We start from the raw sequence: 20781 nt of genomic DNA, 5'->3' as shown, positions 1-20781 counted from the left end.
CGGGAGGTTCACATGAGCACGGACGAGAGGCCGCGCCTCGGGCTCGGCATGGTCGGCTACGCCTTCATGGGGCGCGCGCACTCGCAGGCGTGGCGCGTCGCACCGCGGTTCTTCGAGCTGCCCCTGCGCCCGGACATGGCGGTCCTGTGCGGGCGTTCGCCGCAGGGCGTCGCCACTGCGGCACGCACGCTGGGCTGGGGGGCCGTCGAGACCGACTGGCGCAGGCTGATCGCACGCGACGACGTGGACCTCGTCGACGTCGTCACGCCCGGCGACACCCACGCGGAGATCGCCGTGGCAGCGCTGGAGGCGGGCAAGCACGTCCTGTGCGAGAAGCCACTGGCCAACAGCGTGACCGAGGCCGAGGCGATGGCGGCGGCCGCACGGCGCGCGGCTGAGCACGGCGTGCTGGCCATGGTCGGGTTCACCTACCGCCGGGTTCCTGCGATCTCGCTCGCGGCGCAGCTCGTCGCAGAAGGGCGGATCGGGCGTGTGCGCCAGGTCCGGGCGCAGTACCTGCAGGACTGGATCGCCGATCCCGAGGCGCCGCTCTCCTGGCGCCTGGACAAGCAGCGAGCCGGCTCCGGCGCCCTGGGCGACATCGGGGCGCACATCGTCGACCTGGTGCAGTTCATCACCGGTGAGTCGATCACGGGCGTCAGCGGCCTGCTGGAGACCTTCGTGACCGAGCGTCCGGTGGCCGAGGGCTTCTCGGGGCTCAGCGGGACCGCGGGTTCCGCTCGCGGCCCGGTCACGGTCGACGACGCGGCCGTGTTCCTGGCCCGGCTCTCGGGAGGCGGCATCGGGACCTTCGAGGCGACCCGGTTCGCGTGGGGCCGCAAGAACGCCATCCGGCTGGAGGTCAACGGCACGGACGGTTCGCTCGCCTTCGACTTCGAGGACCTCAACGTCCTGCACCTGTTCGACGCGACGGAACCGGCACGGGAGGCCGGGTACCGGCGCATCGTCGTGACCGAGCCCGAGCACCCGTACGTCGCTGCGTGGTGGCCGGCCGGTCACATGCTGGGCTACGAGCACGCCTTCACGCACCAGGCCGTCGACCTGGTGCACGCCCTCGCGGTCGGTGCCCAGCCCGCGCCGTCCTTCGACGACGGGCTCGCGGTCCAGCGCGTGCTCGACGCCGTCGAGCGCAGTGCCGCGGACGAGAGCCGTTGGACCACCGTGGCCGGTACGCCGGCCGATACGCCACAGGAGGAGTCATGACCCGCCCCGTCACGCTGTTCACCGGCCAGTGGGCCGACCTGCCGTTCGAGGAGGTCGCGCGCCTCGCGTCGGAATGGGGTTACGACGGCCTCGAGATCGCCTGCTGGGGTGACCACCTCGATCCCTGGCAGGGCTCGGAGGACGACGACTACATCCAGGCGAAGCTCGACGTGCTCGACCGGTACGGGCTCAAGGTGTGGGCGATCTCCAACCATCTCAAGGGCCAAGCCGTCTGCGACGACCCGATCGACCAACGTCACCGCGACATGCTGCCCGACGTCGTCTGGGGCGACGGCGACCCCGAAGGTGTCCGGCAGCGGGCCGCCGAGGAGATGAAGCGGACCGCTCGCACCGCCGCCCGGCTCGGGGTCCAGACCGTGGTCGGGTTCACCGGGTCGGCCATCTGGAAGTACGTGGCGATGTTCCCACCGGTCTCGGCCGAGCTCGTCGAGGCGGGTTATGCGGACTTCGCGGCTCGGTGGAACCCGATCCTCGACGTCTTCGACGAGGTGGGTGTGCGCTTCGCGCACGAGGTCCACCCCAGCGAGATCGCCTACGACTACTGGACGACCGTGCGCACGCTGGAGGCGATCGGGCACCGTGAGTCCTTCGGGCTGAACTGGGACCCGAGTCACTTCGTGTGGCAGGACCTCGACCCGGTGGGCTTCATGTGGGACTTCCGGGACCGGATCTACCACGTCGACTGCAAGGACGCGAAGCGCCGGGTCGGCAACGGGCGCAACGGCCGGCTCGCCTCCCACCTGCCGTGGGCGGACCCGCGGCGCGGCTGGGACTTCGTCTCCACCGGGCACGGTGACGTCCCGTGGGAGGACTCGTTCCGGATGCTCAACACGATCGGCTACGACGGCCCGATCTCCGTGGAGTGGGAGGACGCCGGCATGGACCGGCTGATCGGTGCCCCGGAGGCGCTGGAGTTCGTCCGCCGACTCGCGTTCGACCCGCCGAGCGCAGCTTTCGACGCGGCCTTCGCGAGCCACTGAGCCGGTCGGGGCGCCCCGGGCAGTGCGGGGCGCCCCGTTCTCTGGGTCGCAGGGCTCTCTGGCTGGCAGGGCTCTCTGGCTGGCAGGGCTCTATTGATCGCGGTGCCCTCTGGGTCGCGGTGCTCTGGCCCACGCGCCTGGAGCGCCCCGGGGAAGGCACCGGCTGACGGTGGCGCGTCCCGACCTGACGGTGGGGCGTTCACGGGTGACACTGGAGCATGGGCACGTTGATCTCCGAGGGCCTCGCCGCCGCACTGCGCGACGCGGGGCTGCGCTGGGCCCCGGCCGCCGGCGACCGGTTCGTCATCCCGCAGCCTGCCCTGTCCGGGCAGGTGTTCACCCTGTCCGAGATGACGATCGAGGCGCACCACTACCCGACGGGCACGATCCTGGGCTTCAACGGCACCACGGAGTGGGCGCTGGACTCGGTGGCCCAGGAGGACGTGTTGTGGCTGCCGCGCGAGGACCAGCTGCGCGAGCTGCTCGGCGCGACGTTCGTCGCTCTGCAGCGAGAACCCGGCGGCGACTGGGTGGTCGCGACCAGGGAACCGGACGGCTCGCTGCGGGAGCACCGTGCGGTCACCGCCGCCGACGCCTACGGCTCGGCCCTGCTGGAGCTGGTGCAGCGCGCGACCGCGCCGGTCTAGGTGTCGCGCCGCGTCGGTCCAGGTGCACTGGCCCCCGGAACGTCTCCGGCCGCTTGCGGGCACACCGACTGCACACGCCGACTGCACTCGTCGACTGCGGCACGCCGAGCGCGGTCACACGGTGTCGCGGCTGAGGTGGGGGCAGCGCTTCTGCGGCTACTCCCGGCGGGAGCAGACGGACGCCCCGAAGGGTGGCCGGCTCCCTGGGATCGCGGGTTCCGGGCTGACGGTGCGGACCTGTCCGAGGGGGGAGCGCCACAGTGTGGCGCCGCTGACCGGGTCGCGGGAGGCGTACCAGCCGCCGTGCGTCTTGAGCCGGTGGTGGTGGCGGCACAGCGCCTGGAGGTTCTCCTCGATGGTCTGCCACCGTGCGGGCCGGTCCGGGTCGAAGGGTCTGATGTGGTCGATGTCGCAGCGCCACGCGGGCACCCGGCAGCCCGGGAACCGGCAGGTCCGGTCCCGTGCCACCACGGCGCGAGCCAGCTCGGCGCTAGGCCGATAGGCGTCGGTGCCCGGGACGTCGATCACGGGCACGCCGGCCCGGTCCACGGGTACGGGCACCGCGGTCGAGCCTGCGTCCTCGACCAGGTCGGCGACAGCGCTGATCGGAACCGGCCCGTACCCCGCGAGCTGTGCGACGCCTCCCAGCGGGCCGAGACCCGTGTCTGGGACGTCACCGACGCTCGGGCCGGGGCTCGTCTCGAGACCGTCCGGCCCGCGGGTGGACCCCGGGCCGCGCGCCTCGACCGTGACCTGCAGGTGGGGGCGGCGGTGCTGGACCACGGGCAGCGGCGTGCCGTCCGGGCCCACGCCCGAGTCCAGCACGCCGCGCGCCATGGCGGTCAGCGCGTCGGCGCGTCGCTGGTCGGCGGTGCGTTCGTCACCCCCTGGCATCGACGCGGCACCGTCCAGCGCGCCCATCACCGCGGCCGCGTCAGGCGGTCGGCGCCGAAGCACCCGCTCCTGTCGGCCGGTCCTTGCCCGAACCGGCACCGGCGGACCTGGGCCCTCGGCCGGCCGTCCCGAGGAGGGCCCGCAGAAGGAGTGCGACCGTAAGGCCAGCGCCCGCCCAGGCGGCCGTGCTCCACCACGCCCCGACGCCGCCCGGGTCGTACGGGCCGTCCAGGAGCTCCATCGGCGTGATGGCCAGCACCGGGAACGCGGCAGCGAGATCGTCGAGCCGCTCGGGCGAGGCGCGACGCACGTCGCCCAGCGTCGCCGCACCGACCACGCCCATGGCGCGCACGGCCGCGACGAACGCCTCGCGCCGTTGCGCCGGGTCGGTCAGCTCCTCGGCGAGGCCCGCGAACCGTGCGCCCGGCAGCAAGACCTCGACGTGCGGGTCCGCGAGCGCGTTCGCGAACCAGTGCGCCCTGCGCCCGTACCCGGCCACGACGACCACGCGTCCACGGTGCACCGCATAGCCCAGCGGCGCGTCGCGGGGCAGCCCGGAGCGCCGCCCGGTGGTCCGCAGCACGAGCATCGAGCCGGTCGCCGGCGTGACCAGCAGCGGACCGAGGCCGCGACGCAGCAGGGGCACGGTCACCCGCTTGTTGACGACGAGGAAACCTCGGCGCATCGGCTCGAGCATTCGGGTCATCACCGGACCGTAGGGGAGAGCGCCCTGTGCCACGCGGTCCACGCTGCACCGCGACGTGCCCGTCCCGCCGCGGCCCTTGGTCCCGTGCGGGCGGCACGGGGGCGGCCGGCGGCACGCGGCGGTCGGCGCCCCCGGCGTCGCTGCGTAGACTCGCGGGCATGTCCACCATCTCCCGCGAGGAGGTCGCGCGCCTGGCCGGCCTGGCCCGCATCGACCTCACCGAGACCGAGCTGACCCGGCTGGCCGGCGAGCTCGACGTGATCGTCGAGTCCGTGGCCCGCGTCCAGGAGGTCGCCACCGCCGACGTCCCGGCCACGAGTCATCCGATCCCGATGACCAACGTGTTCCGCGCGGACGTCGTGGAGGCGCCCCTGAGCGTGGCGCAGGCCCTGTCGGGTGCCCCCGAGGCGCAGGACGGCAGGTTCGCCGTCCCGCAGATCCTGGGGGAGGACGCGTGAGCGAGGACCTGACCCGCCGGACGGCGGCCGAGCTGGCGCGCGCCCTCGCGGCCGGCGAGGTGAGCAGCGTCGAGGTGACCCAGGCGCACCTGGACCGGATCGCCGCGGTCGACGGCCCGGTGCACGCCTTCCTGCACGTCTCCGACGAGGAGGCGCTCGCCACGGCGCGCGACGTCGACCGGCGCCGTGCCGCGGGGGAGGACCTGCACCCGCTGGCCGGCGTGCCCGTCGCGGTCAAGGACGTGGTGGTCACCGAGGGGACTCCCACCACCGCGGGGTCGAGGATCCTGCAGGGCTGGGTGCCGCCGTACGACGCGACCCTGGTGAGCCGGCTCAAGGCAGCGCGGCTGCCGATCCTCGGCAAGACCAACATGGACGAGTTCGCCATGGGTTCCTCCACGGAGCACTCCGCCTACGGCGACACCCACAACCCCTGGGACCTGACACGCATCCCGGGCGGCTCCGGCGGTGGCAGCGCCGCCGCCGTCGGAGCCTACGAAGCCCCCCTGGCGATCGGGACGGACACCGGAGGATCGATCCGCCAGCCCGCTGCCGTGACCGGCACGGTCGGCGTGAAGCCCACCTACGGGTCGGTGTCGCGGTACGGCCTGATCGCCCTCGCGTCGTCGCTGGACCAGGCGGGCCCGGTGACCCGGAGCGTGCTGGACGCCGCCCTGCTGCACGAGCTGATCGGTGGTCACGACCCGCGCGACGCGACGTCGCTGCCCGAGCCCGTCCCGCCGCTCGTCGCCGCGGCGCGGCAGGGCCTGACCGGGGACCTGAGCGGCGTGCGCATCGGCGTGGTGACCGAGCTGAACGGCGAGGGCTACCAGCCCGGGGTGCGCGCGAGGTTCGACGAGGCGCTCGACGTGCTGCGTGGCGCGGGCGCCCAGGTCACCGAGGTCTCCTGCCCGCACTTCGGCTACGCCCTCGCCGCCTACTACCTGATCCTGCCCAGCGAGGCGTCGTCCAACCTGGCCAAGTTCGACGGCATGCGGTTCGGTCTGCGCGTGGTCCCGCAGGACGGCCCCCCCACGGCCGAGCGCGTGATGGCCGCCACCCGCGGGGCCGGGTTCGGTGACGAGGTCAAGCGCCGGATCATCCTGGGCACCTACGCCCTGTCGGCCGGCTACTACGACGCCTACTACGGCAGTGCGCAGAAGGTCCGGACGCTCATCCAGCGCGACTTCGCAGCCGCGTTCGACCAGGTGGACGTCCTGGTGTCGCCGACCACACCGACCACGGCTTTCAAGCTCGGGGAGAAGCTCGACGACCCGTTGGCGATGTACCTCAACGACGTGGCCACCATCCCGGCGAACCTGGCCGGCGTTCCCGGCCTGTCGGTGCCGTCCGGCCTGTCCGACGACGGGCTGCCCGTGGGCTTCCAGGTCCTCGCCCCGGCCCGCGCCGACGACCGCGTCTACCGGGTGGGCGCCGCGCTGGAGGCTCTGCTGGAGGCCTCCTGGGGTGGTCCGCTGCTGGCTCGAGCGCCCGAGCTGACCACGGAGGGGAGCGCCCGATGACCGTGACGACCGACCTGGTCCCGTTCGACGAGGCGGTACGCCGCTACGACCCGGTGATCGGGATCGAGGTGCACGTCGAGCTCGGCACCGCGTCGAAGATGTTCGACGGCGCGCCCACTGAGTTCGGCGCGGAGCCCAACTCCCAGGTCACGCCGGTCTCGCTGGGCCTGCCCGGGGTGCTCCCGGCGCTGAACGGCAAGGCGGTGGAGTCGGCGATCCGCATCGGGCTCGCGCTGAACTGCGAGATCGCCGAGCTGTGCCGCTTCGCGCGCAAGAACTACTTCTACCCGGACGTCCCGAAGAACTTCCAGACGTCGCAGTACGACGAACCCATCGCGTTCGACGGCTACGTCGAGCTCGAGCTCGAGGACGGCACGCCGGTGCGGGTCGAGATCGAGCGCGCGCACATGGAGGAGGACGCGGGTAAGAACACGCACGTCGGCGGGGCGGGTGGCCGCATCCACGGAGCCGAGTACTCCCTGGTCGACTACAACCGCGCCGGCGTTCCCCTGGTGGAGATCGTCACCAAGCCGATCACGGGTGTCGGGGCGCGCGCCCCGGAGGTCGCCGCCACCTACGTGCGTCACCTGCGGGACCTGTTCCGCGCGCTCGGCGTCTCCGAGGCGCGCATGGAGCGTGGCAACGTGCGGGCGGACGTCAACGTCTCGCTGCGTCCGTCCCCGGACGCCCCGCTGGGCACCCGGACGGAGACCAAGAACGTCAACTCGTTCCGTTCGGTGGAGCGCGCCGTGCGGTTCGAGATCGCCCGCCAGGCTGCGGTGCTGGACTCCGGTGCGACCGTGGTCCAGGAGACCCGGCACTTCCACGAGGACTCGGGCACCACGTCCTCGGGCCGGATCAAGTCCGACGCCGAGGACTACCGGTACTTTCCCGAGCCCGATCTCGTGCCGGTCGCTCCGAGCCGGGAGTGGGTCGAGGAGCTGCGCACCACGCTCCCGGAGGTGCCGGCCGTCCGTCGGCGCCGCCTCCAGCAGGGGTGGGGCTTCACGGACCCGGAGATGCGCGACGTGGTCAACGCGGGCGCGGTCGAGCTCATCGAGGCGACCGTCGAGGCCGGCGCGTCGCCGGCTGCCGCGCGCAAGTGGTGGATGGGCGAGCTGGCCCGTACGGCCAAGGCGGACGAGGTCGACCTGGAGTCGTTGGCCATCACCCCCGCCCAGATCGCCGAGCTCCAAGGGCTGGTCGACGCGGGCCGTCTCAACGACAAGCTCGCACGGCAGGTGCTGGCGGGCGTGCTCGCGGGGGAGGGGTCGCCGGAGGAGGTCGTCACCGCGCGTGGGCTGGAGGTCGTCTCGGACGACGGGGCGCTCGAGACCGCGGTGGACGCCGCCCTGGCCGCACAGCCGGACGTGGTCGCCAAGATCCGGTCGGGCAACCTGGGGCCGGTGGGCGCGATCATCGGCGCGGTGATGAAGGCGACCCGGGGACAGGCCGACGCGGGGCGTGTACGCGAGATCGTCCTGCAGCGCGTCGAGCAGGGCTGAGCGAGGCGGATCCGTCATGGAGGGGATGCCGACGCTGCGCGGCGAGATGGTGACGCTGCGTCCGATCCGTGCTGACGACGCCGCCGGGATGTGGGAGATGGTCTCCGACGACCCGGAGGGCACCCGCCAGACCGGCACGACGCAGGTCTTCACGCGTGAGCAGGTCGAGGAGTGGGCGGCCACGGTCGCCGGGCGGGACGGTCGTGCGGACTGGGCGATCACGCACGGATCCGACGAGTACCTCGGTGAGATCGTCCTGAACGACATCGACCGGCACTCGCGCAACGCGAACCTGCGCCTCGCGCTGCGACCCGGGCAGCGGGGGCGGGGCTTCGGCGGTGAGGCGATCCAGCTGGTGCTGGACCACGCCTTCGACGAGGGTGGGCTCGCGCTGCACCGTGTCTCGCTCGAGGTGCTGAGCATCAACCCGCGCGCCTACGCGCTCTACGAGAGCCTCGGGTTCGTGGTCGAGGGCCGGCTGCGCGAGGCGCACCTGGACGGCGAGCACTGGTGCGACGTCATCGTGATGGCCGTGCTGGAGGACGACTGGCGTTCGCGCGAGCAGTGACGGGTGCCAGGATGGCCGCATGATCACCGCCACCGTCGCGCACCCCGAGCTCCTCGACCCGCTGACCGACGACCCGGTCGACGGTGTGCGGCTGGTGTCCTGGGACATGCGCGCGCCGCTGCCGCCCGAGGTGGCCACGGAGGTCGACGTCGTGGTGGTGCCGCACTACTTCGTCCGGCCCGAGGGCTTCCGGCTGCTCGCGGACCTGCCGCGGCTCAGCGTGGTCCAGCTGCCCAGTGCTGGCTTCGAGTACGCCCTGGACCTCGTGCCTCCGCACGTGACGCTGTGCAACGGCAAGGGTGTCCACGACGCCGGTACTGCCGAGCTCGCGATCGGCCTGCTGCTGGCGCAGCAGCGCGGCATCGCGGACGCTGTGCGGGACATGGCGGCGCACCGGTGGGCGCCTGTGCACCGCCCCTCGTTGGCCGACCGCCGGGTCATGGTGCTCGGCTACGGGTCGATCGGTTCGGCGATCGCGCGCCGGCTGGACGCGCTCGAGGTCGAGGTGGTCCCGGTGGCCACCCGCGCCCGAACCGAGGACGGCCGGCCGGTGCACGCCCTCAGCGAGCTCCCCGCGCTGCTGCCGACGGTCGACGCCGTGGTGGTGATGGTGCCGCTGACCACCGACACCGAGCACCTGGTGGACGCGGCGTTCCTGGCTGCTCTGCCGGACGGCGCCCTGCTGGTCAACATGGCGCGGGGCAAGGTGGTGGACACGGAAGCCCTGCTCGCCGAGCTGACCTCGGGTCGGCTGCGAGCCGCACTGGACGTGACCGACCCCGAGCCGCTGCCGTCCGACCACCCGTTGTGGGACGCGCCGAACCTGGTCGTGACGCCGCACGTGGGGGGCTACACGGATGCGACCCACCCGCGGTTCGCGGCCCTGATGCGCCGGCAGCTCACCGAGCTGGCCGCAGGTCGCCCCCCGATCAACGTCGTGCGCGGGCCGGACGCCTGATCGCGAGCGGCCGGGTGCGCCCGGTGGCCGCGCGGCCACCGCCGCCGGATGCGAGCCTGGGGCCATGACGCTCACCGACGCCGGAGTGACCGAGTCTGTCGACCCCCGCCACTGGCGCGTGGTGCTGGGCCGCCTGCACACCGTGGTGCAGACCGGTTCGTTCGCCCGTGGCGCGGAGCTCGTCGCGCGGGTGACCGAGGTCGCCGAGGAGCTCGGTCACCACCCCGACGTGGATCTGACCTACCCCCGGGTCCACCTGTCCGTCGTCTCGCACGACGTCGGTGGTCTGACGGAGCGGGACGTCGAGCTGGCGCGGCGCGTGTCGGCGGTGCTCGACGAGCTCGCGCTGAGCGCCGATCCAGGCGCCCCGCAGGCGCTCGAGGTGGCGATCGACGCCCTGGACATCTCCGAGGTGCTGCCGTTCTGGCGCGCGGTGCTCGGGTACGCGGACGACCCGTCGGGCGGTGGTCCGGCCCTCGTGGATCCGGCCGGTCTCGGCCCTGCGGTCTGGTTCCAGCAGATGGACGCACCCCGGCCGCAGCGCAACCGGATCCACCTGGACGTCTCCGTGCCGCACGATCGCGCCGAGGCCCGGGTGGCCGCGGCGCTCGGCGCCGGGGGACGGGTAGTCAGCGACGCGCGTGCGCCGGCGTTCTGGGTGCTGGCGGACCCGGAGGGCAACGAGGCGTGCGTGTGCACCTGGCAGGCGCGGGACTGACGGGACGCCAGGCCTCGGTCCGGCGGCGCGCACCGCACCGCAGCCGCGGGCTGACTCTCGAACGGACGTCGGCGGGGGGATGGGGTGCGTGGCATCAGGACGGCGTCGCGCTCAGGCTCGATGGGCCGCGGGTCGACGCTCGGTACGCGGCCGCGGGCGCGCTGGAGGCCCTGGCCACATCCTGCGCGCAGCCGTGTTCGCCGCCACGATGGTGCAGATCGCCGTCGGCGACGACCAGGACGTTGCGAGGCGAGCACTCGAACGCGCACGACGTCATGCATCACCGGTGCTGCTGGATGCGCTACCCACGCGCACCAGCGGGCAGGAACGAGATCGACCGGCCCTGGACCTCGACACCGCGATCCGAACCCCCTGAGCCCACCGGCGCAGCGCCCAAGGGTGCAGCGTTACCGTCGAATAGCGACGGTAACGCTGCACCCTTGGTCGCGAGAGCGGCCCCTCGGGGAGGGTGCGCGGTCGCCGGGCACCCCTCGACGGGCACCCCTCGACGGGCACCCCTCGACGGGCACCCCTCGACGGGCACCCCTCGAAGGGCCCGTCTGCGCCCTGCGACCTAGACTCCGGCCATGAGCGACCAGCGCGATCTCAAGCCCCGTAGTCGCCAGGTCACCGACGGGCTGGAGGCCACCGCGGCGCGCGGCATGCTCCGGGCCGTCGGCATGGGCGACGAAGACTTCGACAAGCCGCAGATCGGCGTGGCGAGCTCGTGGAACGAGATCACGCCGTGCAACCTCTCGCTGGACCGACTGGCCAAGGCCGTGAAGAACGGTGTGCACGCCGCGGGGGGGTACCCCTTGGAGTTCGGCACCATCTCGGTCTCCGACGGGATCTCGATGGGCCACGAGGGGATGCACTTCTCGCTGGTCAGCCGCGACCTCATCGCCGACAGCGTGGAGACCGTCATGCAGGCCGAGCGCCTGGACGGCTCGGTCCTCCTGGCGGGGTGCGACAAGTCCCTCCCGGGCATGCTCATGGCCGCGGCGCGCCTGGACCTTGCCGCGGTCTTCCTCTACGCCGGCAGCATCGCGCCCGGGTTCGTCCGGCTCACCGACGGCACCGAGAAGCAGGTCACCATCATCGACGCCTTCGAGGCGGTGGGTGCGTGCGCCCGCGGGCTGATGAGCGAGGAGGACGTCGGGCGGATCGAGCGCGCCATCTGCCCGGGCGAGGGCGCCTGCGGCGGGATGTACACCGCGAACACGATGGCGTCCGTCGCCGAGGCGATGGGCATGTCGCTGCCGGGGTCGGCGGCACCGCCGTCGGCGGACCGGCGCAGGGACGCGTTCGCGCACCGCTCCGGGGAGGCCGTCGTCGAGCTGCTGCGCCGCGGCATCACCGCGCGCCAGATCATGACCAAGGAGGCGTTCGAGAACGCGATCGCGGTCGTGATGGCGTTCGGCGGCTCGACGAACGCCGTGCTGCACCTGCTCGCGATCGCCAACGAGGCGGAGGTCGAGCTGACGCTCGACGACTTCGCGCGGGTGGCCGCGCGCGTGCCGCACCTGGGTGACCTCAAGCCCTTCGGTCGCTACGTGATGAACGACGTGGACCGGATCGGGGGCGTGCCGGTGGTGATGAAAGCGCTGCTGGACGCCGGGCTGCTGCACGGCGACGCGCTGACGGTCACGGGGCGCACCGTGGCGGAGAACCTCGCCGAGGTGGCGCCGCCCGACCCGGACGGGAAGATCCTGCGGGCGTTGGACGACCCGATCCACCGCACGGGCGGCATCACGATCCTGCGCGGGTCGCTCGCCCCGGACGGCGCGGTGGTCAAGAGCGCAGGGTTCGACTCGGACGTGTTCGAGGGGACGGCGCGCGTCTTCGAGCGGGAACGGGCCGCGCTCGACGCTCTCGAGGACGGCACGATCACGGCCGGCGACGTGGTGGTGATCCGCTACGAGGGACCCAAGGGCGGCCCGGGCATGCGGGAGATGCTCGCGATCACGGGTGCCATCAAGGGTGCCGGGCTCGGCAAGGACGTCCTGCTGCTCACCGACGGCCGGTTCTCGGGCGGGACGACGGGCCTGTGCGTCGGGCACGTCGCGCCCGAGGCGGTCGACGCGGGGCCGATCGCGTTCGTGCGCGACGGGGACCGGGTCAGGCTGGACATGTCGTCGGCGACGCTCGACCTGCTCGTCGACCCGGAAGAGCTCGCCTCCCGCCGCGAAGGGTGGCAGCCGCTGCCGGCGCGCTACACCCGCGGGGTGCTCGGGCGGTACGCACGCATGGTCGGCTCGGCGTCGGTCGGAGCCGTCCTGGGCTGAGCGCAGCGCGACCACGCGACCGGCAGTTCGGACCGCGAGACGGTGATCCACGATGCGAGACGGGGTTCCACGTGCGTGACAAGCCGCGGACGGTGCCGTAAGGTCCCGACCGTGCGGACGCTCGTCGTACTCAGCCAGGCGTAGGCCGGGACCAGCCCACCTACGCCGACCCCTCGCCGTGCCCATCAGGGCCGAGGGGTTTTTTCATGCCAGGGGCCGGAAGGTCCACCCGCACGCACGAGACACAGGAGAGCAACGATGGCCCAGGGCTCCCACCCGGCGCCCCCGACGGGGGAGCGTCGCACCTCGCAGGCGGCGACGGTCACCCCCGCGGATCTCCGCCCGGCACCGCCGCAGGAGATGACCGGCGCCGAGGCGATCGTCCGGTCGCTCGAGCACGCCGGCGTCGACACCGTCTTCGGGATCCCCGGCGGCGCGATCCTGCCGACCTACGACCCGCTGATGGACTCCACCAAGCTCCGGCACGTCCTGGTGCGTCACGAGCAGGGCGCGGGTCACGCCGCCGAGGGTTACGCCTACACCTCCGGCAAGGTCGGCGTGTGCATGGCGACGTCGGGCCCCGGGGCCACCAACCTGGTCACCGCGATCGCCGACGCGAACATGGACTCGGTCCCGATGGTGGCGATCACCGGCCAGGTGGCTGCCTCGCTGATCGGCACGGACGGGTTCCAGGAGGCCGACATCGTGGGCATCACGATGCCGGTCACGAAGCACAACTTCCTGGTGACGGACCCCGACGAGATCCCGCGCACGATCGCCCAGGCGTTCCACATCGCCGCGACGGGGCGGCCGGGACCGGTGCTCGTGGACATCGCCAAGTCGGCGATGCAGGCGCGGACCACGTTCGCCTGGCCCACCGACCTCGACCTTCCCGGCTACCACCCGGTCACCAAGCCGCACGCGAAGCAGGTGCGTGAGGCCGCCCGGCTGCTGGCCACCGCGCGCCGACCCGTGCTGTACGTCGGCGGCGGTGCGGTGCGCTCGGGTGCAGCGGCCGAGCTGCGCCGGCTGGTGGACGAGTCCGGCGCGCCCGCGGTGACCACGCTCATGGCGCGCGGCGTGCTGCCGGACACCCACCCGCAGAACCTCGGCATGCCCGGGATGCACGGCACGGTCCCCGCGGTGGCTGCGCTGCAGAAGGCGGACCTGATCGTGGCGCTGGGCACTCGGTTCGACGATCGCGTGACGGGGAAGCTCTCGTCGTTCGCCCCGCACGCCACGGTCGTGCACGCCGACATCGACCCTGCAGAGATCGGCAAGAACCGCCGCGTCGACGTGCCGATCGTCGGCGACCTGCGCGAGGTCATCGCAGACCTGCTGCCCGAGCTCGCACGTGAGCACGCCCAGCACGGCAAGCCGGACCTCGAGCACTGGTGGAAGCAGATCGAGGACTGGCGCGAGACCTTCCCGCTCGGCTACTCCGAGACCGAGGACGGTCTGCTCGCCCCGCAGCACGTGATCAGCCGCATCGGTGAGCTGGCCGGCCCCGAGGCGGTGTACGTCGCCGGCGTGGGCCAGCACCAGATGTGGGCGTCGCAGTTCATCTCCCACCAGCGCCCCGGCGGCTGGATCAACTCCGGCGGTCTGGGGACCATGGGCTTCGCGGTGCCCGCCGCGCTGGGGGCCAAGGTCGGAGACCCGGACCGGATGGTCTGGGCGATCGACGGCGACGGCTGCTTCCAGATGACCAACCAGGAGCTGGCCACGGCCACGATCAACGAGATCCCGATCAAGGTCGCGGTGATCAACAACTCCTCGCTGGGCATGGTCCGGCAGTGGCAGACGCTGTTCTACGAGTCGCGCTACTCCAACACCGACCTGCACACCGGCCACGGCACCGTGCGGATCCCGGACTTCGTCACGCTCGCCGAGGCCTACGGTGCGGCCGGGATCCGAGTGGAGTCCAAGGCCGAGGTGGACGATGCGATCAAGCGCGCGATGGAGATCGACGACCGTCCGGTGGTCGTGGACTTCACGGTGTCCCGCGACGCCATGGTGTGGCCGATGGTGGCCGCCGGCGTGAGCAACGACGAGATCCAGTACGCCCGCGGCATCAGCCCGGCATGGGACCGGGAGGAGTGAGCGGAATGACCCGCCTCGAGGAAGCAGGTGCAGCATGAGTCGGCACACCCTGTCCGTCCTGGTGGAGAACAAGCCAGGCGTGCTCACCCGGGTCGCCGGGTTGTTCGCGCGGCGCGCGTTCAACATCCACTCCCTGGCCGTGGGCCCGACGGAGCACCCGGACATCTCCCGGATCACGGTCGTGGTCGACGTCGACGAGCTCCCGCTCGAGCAGGTCACCAAGCAGCTCAACAAGCTGGTGAACATCATCAAGATCGTCGAGCTCGAGCCGGACGCTGCGGTGCAGCGCGAGCTGCTGCTCGTCAAGGTCCGTGCCGACGTGTCCACCCGGGCACACGTGCTCGAGGTGGTGCAGCTGTTCCGTGCGCACGTCGTCGACGTCGTGCCGGACGCCGTGACCGTCGAGGCGACCGGCAGCCCCGCCAAGCTCGAGGCCCTGCTCGCGGCGCTCGAGCCGTTCGGGGTCCGCGAGATCGTGCAGTCCGGGATCGTGGCCATCGGTCGCGGGTCCCGCTCGATCACGGACCGGGCCCTGGAACGCGTGATGCGCTCGGCCTGACCGGGCCTACCCTCGGCACGGGTGCCGCGTGCCGGACCCACCCTCGAACCCCAGCCCTCGAACCGACCAAGGAGACCCTCCCGTGGCAGAGCTGTTCTACGACGACGACGCCGACCTGTCGATCATCCAGTCCAAGAAGGTCGCCGTCATCGGCTACGGCAGCCAGGGGCACGCCCACGCCCTCAACCTGCGCGACTCCGGTGTCGACGTGCGCGTCGGCCTGCGGGACGGCTCGCCCTCGGCCGCCAAGGCGACCGACCAGGGCCTGCCGGTCAAGCCCGTCGCCGACGCGGTTGCGGAGGCCGACGTGGTCGTGGTCCTGGCGCCCGACCAGGTGCAGCGCCACCTGTACCGCGACGAGATCGCGCCGAACCTGCGGGACGGGGCCGCGCTGGTCTTCGGACACGGGTTCAACATCCGGTTCGGCTACATCCAGCCCGCCGCGGGCATCGACGTCGTGATGATCGCGCCCAAGGGCCCGGGCCACCTGGTGCGCCGCGAGTACGAGGCCGGTCGTGGCGTCCCGGTGATCGTCGCGGTCGAGCAGGACGCGTCGGGCGGCGCGTGGGACCTCGCGCTGTCCTACGCCAAGGCGATCGGTGGCCTGCGTGCCGCGGGCATCAAGACCACGTTCACCGAGGAGACGGAGACCGACCTGTTCGGCGAGCAGGCGGTGCTGTGCGGCGGGACGTCGCAGCTGGTCCAGTACGGCTTCGAGGTCCTGACGGAGGCCGGCTACCAGCCCGAGGTCGCGTACTTCGAGGTCCTGCACGAGCTCAAGCTGATCGTCGACCTGATGATCGAGGGCGGCATCGCCAAGCAGCGGTGGAGCGTGTCGGACACCGCCGAGTACGGCGACTACGTGTCCGGCCCCCGGGTCATCGACCCGCACGTCAAGCAGAACATGAAGGACGTGCTGTCCGACATCCAGTCGGGGGCGTTCGCGGCCCGCTTCATCGCCGACCAGGACGCCGGCGCGCCGGAGTTCACGGCGCTGCGGGCCAAGGGCGAGGCGCACCCGATCGAGGCGACCGGCCGCGAGCTGCGCAAGATGTTCGCCTGGATCAAGCCGACCGACGCGGACTACACCGAGGGCCACGCGGCCCGCTGAGCCGCTCGATCGCGCGATGGACGACATGCCGGACGGGTCGGTGGGCGAGGCGCGCACCGACCCGGACGAGCTGCTCGCGTTCTGGGAGACCGCACGCTTCCGCGGCAAGGTCGTCCGCACCCCGGAGGTGACCGGCCTGGGCGTCGCGGGAACCCTGGTGCCGCCGGCCTGGTCCTTCGGCGACACGCCGGAGCTCGCCGACGCGCTGCTGGCGCTGGTCCTGGACGGCCGGAAGACGGCGACGGCCACGGCCGTGGTCGAGTTCGAGGCGGCCGGGGAGCCGCTGCCGGTGGTCGGCGACCTGTCGATCGTGCTCGACGGTCTCGGGCGGCCGCGGGCGCTGCTGCGCACCACGGCCGTGCGGCGCGTGCGGTTCGCCGACGTGGACGCGGCGCACGCCGCGGCCGAGGGCGAGGCCGACGGGTCGCTGGAGTCCTGGCGCACCGATCACGAGCGGTACTGGCGTCGGGTGCTGCCGGCGCTCGGGACGCAGGTCGGGCCAGACCTGGAGCTCGTGCTCGAGCGGTTCGAGCTGCGGTACCCGACGGCGCGGGACGGCTGAGCCTCGGGCGTCCGAGATGCAAGATGTCCGTCCCGAGGAGTGGGACGGACGATACGTTGGAGGAATGGATCACATGCGGCTCGCGGTCATCCCCGGCGACGGGATCGGTACGGAGGTCGTCGATCAGGGGCTGGCGGCCTTGGAGGCCGCTCTCGCGGGTAGCGGCACCGTGGTCGAGACCACCCAGCTGGACCTGGGGGCGCGCCGCTGGCACGCCACCGGTGACACCCTGACCGACGCGGACCTGGCCACCATCCGTGAGCACGACGCGATCCTGCTCGGGGCCATCGGTGACCCGAGCGTTCCGTCCGGTGTGCTGGAGCGCGGGCTGCTGCTGCGCCTGCGATTCGAGCTGGACCACTACGTCAACCTGCGGCCCGGCCGGCTGTACCCCGGGGTGCGCTCCCCGCTCGCGGAGCCGGGCGACGTCGACTTCGTCGTCGTCCGCGAGGGCACCGAAGGTCCGTACGTCGGCAACGGCGGCTCGATCCGGCGCGGCACTGCGCACGAGGTCGCCAACGAGGTCAGCGTCAACACCGCCTTCGGGGTCGAGCGCGTGGTGCGCGACGCCTTCGCCCGCGCCGCGGCACGTCCACGCCGGCACCTGACGCTCGTGCACAAGCACAACGTGCTGGTGCACGCCGGCGACCTGTGGCGGCGCACGGTCGAGGCCGTCAACGCCGAGTTCCCCGACGTCACGACCGACTACCTGCACGTCGACGCGGCGACCATCTTCATGGTCACCAAGCCCTCGCGGTTCGACGTGATCGTCACCGACAACCTGTTCGGCGACATCCTCACGGACCTGGCCGGTGCGGTGGTCGGCGGGATCGGCCTGGCGGCCTCGGGCAACATCAACCCGGACCGCACCGCCCCGTCGATGTTCGAGCCGGTGCACGGCTCGGCACCGGACATCGCCGGTCAGGGCAAGGCCGACCCCACGGCGACGATCCTGTCGGTCGCCCTCATGCTCGAGCACCTCGGCCGGCCCGAGGCCGCCGCCCGCGTGGAGCAGGCGGTCGCGGCCGACCTCGCCGCGCGCGGCGATCGGGCGCGCTCGACGGCGCAGGTCGGCGCGGAGATCGCCGAACGGATCCGCGGCTAGCCGGGTCGCACGGCGCGCCCGCACGGGTGCTGAGGGAGGCGAGATGACGAGCAGCTCCGGGGCCCTGCCCCCCGTGCCGGAGTTCGCGCTGCACCCCAACCCGCATCCCGTGCCGCCGGACGCTCGTGCCGCGGCACTGGAGGCACCGCGGTTCGGTGCCGTGGTCACCGACCACATGGCGCGCATGACCTGGACGTCCGAGGATGGCTGGCTCGACCGGCGGGTCGAACCGTACGCGCCGCTCGCGCTCGAGCCCGCGGCGCTCGTGCTGCACTACGGCCAGGAGATCTTCGAGGGACTCAAGGCGTACCGGCACCCGGACGGGTCGGTGTGGGGTTTCCGCCCGGAGGCCAACGCGGCGCGCTTCGCGGCCTCGGCCCGCCGGATGGCGCTGCCCGAGCTCCCGGTCGAGGACTTCCTCGCCTCCGTCCGAGCCCTGGTGACCGTCGACCAGGCGTGGGTGCCGCCGGCCGACGACGCGAGCCTGTACCTGCGTCCCGTGATGTTCGCGTCCGAGCCGAACCTGCTGGTCAGAGCCGCGCGGCGGGTGGAGTACGTGGTGATCGCGTCGCCGGCCGGCGCGTACTTCGCGGGTGGCGCGGCGCCCGTGTCGATCTGGGTGGCCCAGGACCTGCACCGCGCGAGCCCGGGCGGCACTGGCGCGGTCAAGACGATGGGGAACTACGGTGCCTCACTCGCCTCGCAGGCCGAGGCGTACCGGCACGGCTGCGAGCAGGTGTGCTTCCTGGACGCCGTGAGCGGCCGCAACCTCGAGGAGCTCGGCGGGATGAACCTGGTGGCGGTGCGTGCCGACGGCACGGTGCTGACGCCCGCCCTGGACGGGGCCATCCTCCCGGGCATCACGCGCGACGCGGTGCTGAGGCTGCTCGCCGCGGACGGTCACGAGGTGGTCGAACGCGCGCTGCCGCTCGAGGAGGTCCTGGCCGGGCTGGCGTCGGGGGAGGTGACCGAGCTGTTCGCGTGCGGGACCGGCGCGGGGGTCAGTCCCATCGGCCGTCTCGTCGGCCACGGGTTCGACGCCCGGGTCGCGGACGGCGGCGTCGGGCCGGTGACGGCCCGGGTGCGCGCGCAGCTCATGGACATCCAGCACGGCCGCGCGCCCGACGAGCGCGGCTGGATGGTCCGGTGGGTGTGATCGCCGCCCACCCCGGTAACGTCTGAGCGAGTTCCGCGGGCACGGACGCCCCCGGTCGAAGGGATCGAGATGAGCACGCAGGGTGCCACCACCGCCGACGCGTTCGAGCGTCGGCTCACGCCGTCGCCGCGCACCGAGGCCGAACGCGCGGCGCTGGTCGCCGAGCCGACCTTCGGTGTCGTCTTCACGGACCACATGGCCAGGATGACCTGGACCGTCACCGACGGTTGGGGTGCGCGACGCCTCGAGCCGTACGGCCCGCTCCAGCTCGACCCCGCGTCGGCCGTCCTGCACTACGGCCAGGAGATCTTCGAAGGGCTCAAGGCATACCGGCACGCCGACGGTTCGGTGTGGACGTTTCGGCCGTGGGCCAACGCGGCGCGGTTCGCGGCCTCGGCGCGGCGCCTGGCGCTCCCGGAGCTGTCCGTCGAGGACTTCCTGGGCTCGATCGAGGCTCTGGTGGACGTCGATGCCGCGTGGGTGCCGGGAGCGGAGGAGACCAGCCTCTACCTGCGTCCGTTCATGTTCGCCTCCGAGGCCTTCCTCGGCGTCCGGCCGGCGCGCACCGTGGAGTACCTGCTCATCGCCTCTCCCGTCGGCCCGTACTTCTCCGGTGGCGTGCAGCCGGTGTCCATCTGGGTCGCCGAGGACTACCACCGCGCCGGACCGGGCGGCACGGGGGCGGCCAAGTGCGGCGGCAACTATGCGGCGTCCCTGCTGCCGCAGCAGGAGGCGTACCAGCGGGGCTGCGAGCAGGTGTGCTTCCTGGACGCCGCCACGGGCACGCTCCTGGAGGAGCTGGGCGGCATGAACGTCATGGTCGTCCGCCGGGACGGCAGCGTCGTCACCCCGGCCCTGAGCGGCACGATCCTGGAGGGCGTCACGCGGGACTCGGTCCTCACGCTGCTGCGCGAGGGCGGTCACGAGGTCGTCGAGCGCGACCTGCCGCTGGGTGAGGTGCTCGAGGGCCTGCGGACGGGCGAGGTGACAGAGGTGTTCGCGTGCGGCACCGCGGCCGTGGTCACCCCGATCGGTCGGCTCGCGGGCGAGGGCTTCGACCTCCAGGTCAACGGCGGAAAGACCGGCACGGTCACGACGGCGGTGCGCCACCAGCTCACCGCGATCCAGTACGGGCGTGCGGCGGACCCGCACGGCTGGATGCACCGGCTGGCCTGAGTGGTGGCGCCTGAGTCGGCACCCGAGCAGCCGGACCGGCACGAGACCCCCGCCGAGCGGGCCGACCGGAACTGGACCGAGCTGCTCGCCGAGCTGCGGGTGCTGCAGACCGGTGCGCAGATCCTGGTCGGGTTCCTGCTCACGATCCCGTTCCAGAGCCGGTTCAGCGACCTCGACACGTACCAGCGCACGTCGTACCTCGTGCTGGTGATCCTCGCGGCGCTGTCCACCGTGCTGATCGTCGCGCCGGTGAGCATGCACCGGGCCCTGTTCGCCCGGCACCGCAAGCCGGAGCTGGTCCGGGTCGCCGCACGGTTCGCGCGGGGCGGGCTCGTCTGCCTGGCGCTCGTGCTCGTGGGAGCGCTCATGCTCATCATGGATCTCGTGGTGTCGCGCGAGGCGGGACGGTGGGTGGCCGCGGGACTGCTGGTGGTGATCGGTGTGACCTGGTGGGCCGTGCCCCGGTCGTTGGCGAGGCGCACACGGCTCGACCCGCAGGGACGCTGATCACGTCGTCTCCGG

At 72.6% G+C, this 20781-nt stretch carries 20 protein-coding genes; 18 read left to right on the top strand and 2 right to left on the bottom strand.

Annotated features, from left to right (window positions below; translation table 11 throughout):
- Positions 1–12 precede the first annotated feature (12 nt).
- The 3 genes from Q6348_RS13620 (at position 13) to Q6348_RS13610 (ending at position 2872) form a co-directional block, all read left to right on the top strand.
- Positions 13–1224, top strand: a complete 1212-nt coding sequence (locus tag Q6348_RS13620; RefSeq protein WP_304601819.1) for a Gfo/Idh/MocA family protein — start codon at positions 13–15, stop codon at positions 1222–1224.
- The gene (locus Q6348_RS13615) at positions 1221–2225 is read left to right on the top strand and encodes a sugar phosphate isomerase/epimerase family protein (RefSeq protein WP_304601818.1); all 1005 of its coding nucleotides are present in this window, start codon (positions 1221–1223) and stop codon (positions 2223–2225) included. The genes Q6348_RS13620 and Q6348_RS13615 overlap by 4 nt, the downstream gene beginning before the upstream one ends.
- Before the next feature lie 227 nt (positions 2226–2452).
- Positions 2453–2872 carry a pilus assembly protein CpaE gene (locus Q6348_RS13610; RefSeq protein WP_304601993.1) on the top strand — a complete coding sequence of 140 codons (420 nt, stop codon included), beginning with the start codon at positions 2453–2455 and terminating at the stop codon, positions 2870–2872.
- Positions 2873–3028: 156 nt separating this feature from the next.
- Here Q6348_RS13610 and Q6348_RS13605 read toward each other — a convergent pair whose 3' ends face one another.
- Positions 3029–3793 carry an HNH endonuclease signature motif containing protein gene (locus tag Q6348_RS13605; protein WP_434062063.1) on the bottom strand — a complete coding sequence of 255 codons (765 nt, stop codon included), beginning with the start codon at positions 3791–3793 and terminating at the stop codon, positions 3029–3031.
- A 13-nt stretch (positions 3794–3806) separates the two neighbouring features.
- Entirely contained in the window at positions 3807–4472 is a 666-nt protein-coding gene (locus Q6348_RS13600) for a nitroreductase/quinone reductase family protein (protein ID WP_304601816.1), read from the bottom strand.
- A 158-nt stretch (positions 4473–4630) separates the two neighbouring features.
- Here Q6348_RS13600 and gatC point away from each other — a divergent pair, with 158 nt between their 5' ends.
- The 15 genes from gatC to Q6348_RS13525 all read left to right on the top strand — a co-directional run bounded on the left by gatC (position 4631) and on the right by Q6348_RS13525 (position 20766).
- Entirely contained in the window at positions 4631–4930 is a 300-nt protein-coding gene (gatC, locus tag Q6348_RS13595) for an Asp-tRNA(Asn)/Glu-tRNA(Gln) amidotransferase subunit GatC (RefSeq protein WP_304601815.1), read from the top strand.
- Complete coding sequence (gene gatA, locus Q6348_RS13590) at positions 4927–6453, top strand: Asp-tRNA(Asn)/Glu-tRNA(Gln) amidotransferase subunit GatA (RefSeq protein WP_304601814.1); 1527 nt, start codon at positions 4927–4929, stop codon at positions 6451–6453. The genes gatC and gatA overlap by 4 nt, the downstream gene beginning before the upstream one ends.
- Positions 6450–7958 carry an Asp-tRNA(Asn)/Glu-tRNA(Gln) amidotransferase subunit GatB gene (gene gatB, locus Q6348_RS13585; protein ID WP_304601813.1) on the top strand — a complete coding sequence of 503 codons (1509 nt, stop codon included), beginning with the start codon at positions 6450–6452 and terminating at the stop codon, positions 7956–7958. Before gatA ends, gatB begins: the two co-directional genes overlap by 4 nt.
- Before the next feature lie 16 nt (positions 7959–7974).
- Positions 7975–8526: a GNAT family N-acetyltransferase gene (locus tag Q6348_RS13580; protein ID WP_304601812.1), complete on the top strand. Its 552-nt coding sequence runs from the start codon at positions 7975–7977 to the stop codon at positions 8524–8526.
- Positions 8527–8545: 19 nt separating this feature from the next.
- Positions 8546–9484: a 2-hydroxyacid dehydrogenase gene (locus tag Q6348_RS13575; RefSeq protein ID WP_304601811.1), complete on the top strand. Its 939-nt coding sequence runs from the start codon at positions 8546–8548 to the stop codon at positions 9482–9484.
- A gap of 64 nt (positions 9485–9548) precedes the next feature.
- Complete coding sequence (locus Q6348_RS13570; protein ID WP_304601810.1) at positions 9549–10202, top strand: 4a-hydroxytetrahydrobiopterin dehydratase; 654 nt, start codon at positions 9549–9551, stop codon at positions 10200–10202.
- 587 nt (positions 10203–10789) lie between these two features.
- Positions 10790–12487 (top strand): dihydroxy-acid dehydratase, encoded by a 1698-nt coding sequence (ilvD, locus tag Q6348_RS13565; protein WP_304601809.1) that lies wholly within the window; start codon positions 10790–10792, stop codon positions 12485–12487.
- Between the two features lie 258 nt (positions 12488–12745).
- Positions 12746–14590, top strand: coding sequence for an acetolactate synthase large subunit (locus Q6348_RS13560; protein ID WP_304601808.1), 1845 nt, complete (start codon positions 12746–12748; stop codon positions 14588–14590).
- A 34-nt stretch (positions 14591–14624) separates the two neighbouring features.
- Positions 14625–15149, top strand: coding sequence for an acetolactate synthase small subunit (gene ilvN / locus Q6348_RS13555; RefSeq protein ID WP_304601806.1), 525 nt, complete (start codon positions 14625–14627; stop codon positions 15147–15149).
- Between the two features lie 82 nt (positions 15150–15231).
- Entirely contained in the window at positions 15232–16260 is a 1029-nt protein-coding gene (gene ilvC, locus Q6348_RS13550) for a ketol-acid reductoisomerase (protein WP_304601805.1), read from the top strand.
- Positions 16261–16276: 16 nt separating this feature from the next.
- Positions 16277–16822, top strand: a complete 546-nt coding sequence (locus Q6348_RS13545) for an ASCH domain-containing protein (protein ID WP_304601804.1) — start codon at positions 16277–16279, stop codon at positions 16820–16822.
- 64 nt (positions 16823–16886) lie between these two features.
- A complete protein-coding gene (locus Q6348_RS13540) occupies positions 16887–17927 on the top strand; it encodes a 3-isopropylmalate dehydrogenase (protein WP_304601803.1) in 1041 nt (346 codons plus the stop codon).
- Between the two features lie 43 nt (positions 17928–17970).
- Complete coding sequence (locus tag Q6348_RS13535) at positions 17971–19083, top strand: branched-chain amino acid aminotransferase (protein WP_304601802.1); 1113 nt, start codon at positions 17971–17973, stop codon at positions 19081–19083.
- Positions 19084–19152: 69 nt separating this feature from the next.
- A complete protein-coding gene (locus Q6348_RS13530; protein WP_304601801.1) occupies positions 19153–20259 on the top strand; it encodes a branched-chain amino acid aminotransferase in 1107 nt (368 codons plus the stop codon).
- Positions 20260–20766, top strand: coding sequence for a DUF6328 family protein (locus tag Q6348_RS13525; protein WP_304601800.1), 507 nt, complete (start codon positions 20260–20262; stop codon positions 20764–20766).
- Positions 20767–20781: the final 15 nt, after the last annotated feature.

Origin of the sequence: Actinotalea lenta (genome assembly GCF_030586465.1) — a bacterium.
Classification (GTDB): domain Bacteria; phylum Actinomycetota; class Actinomycetes; order Actinomycetales; family Cellulomonadaceae; genus Actinotalea; species Actinotalea lenta.
Note: the sequence above shows the minus strand (reverse complement) of the source record. Positions and strands in the feature narration are given on the sequence as shown.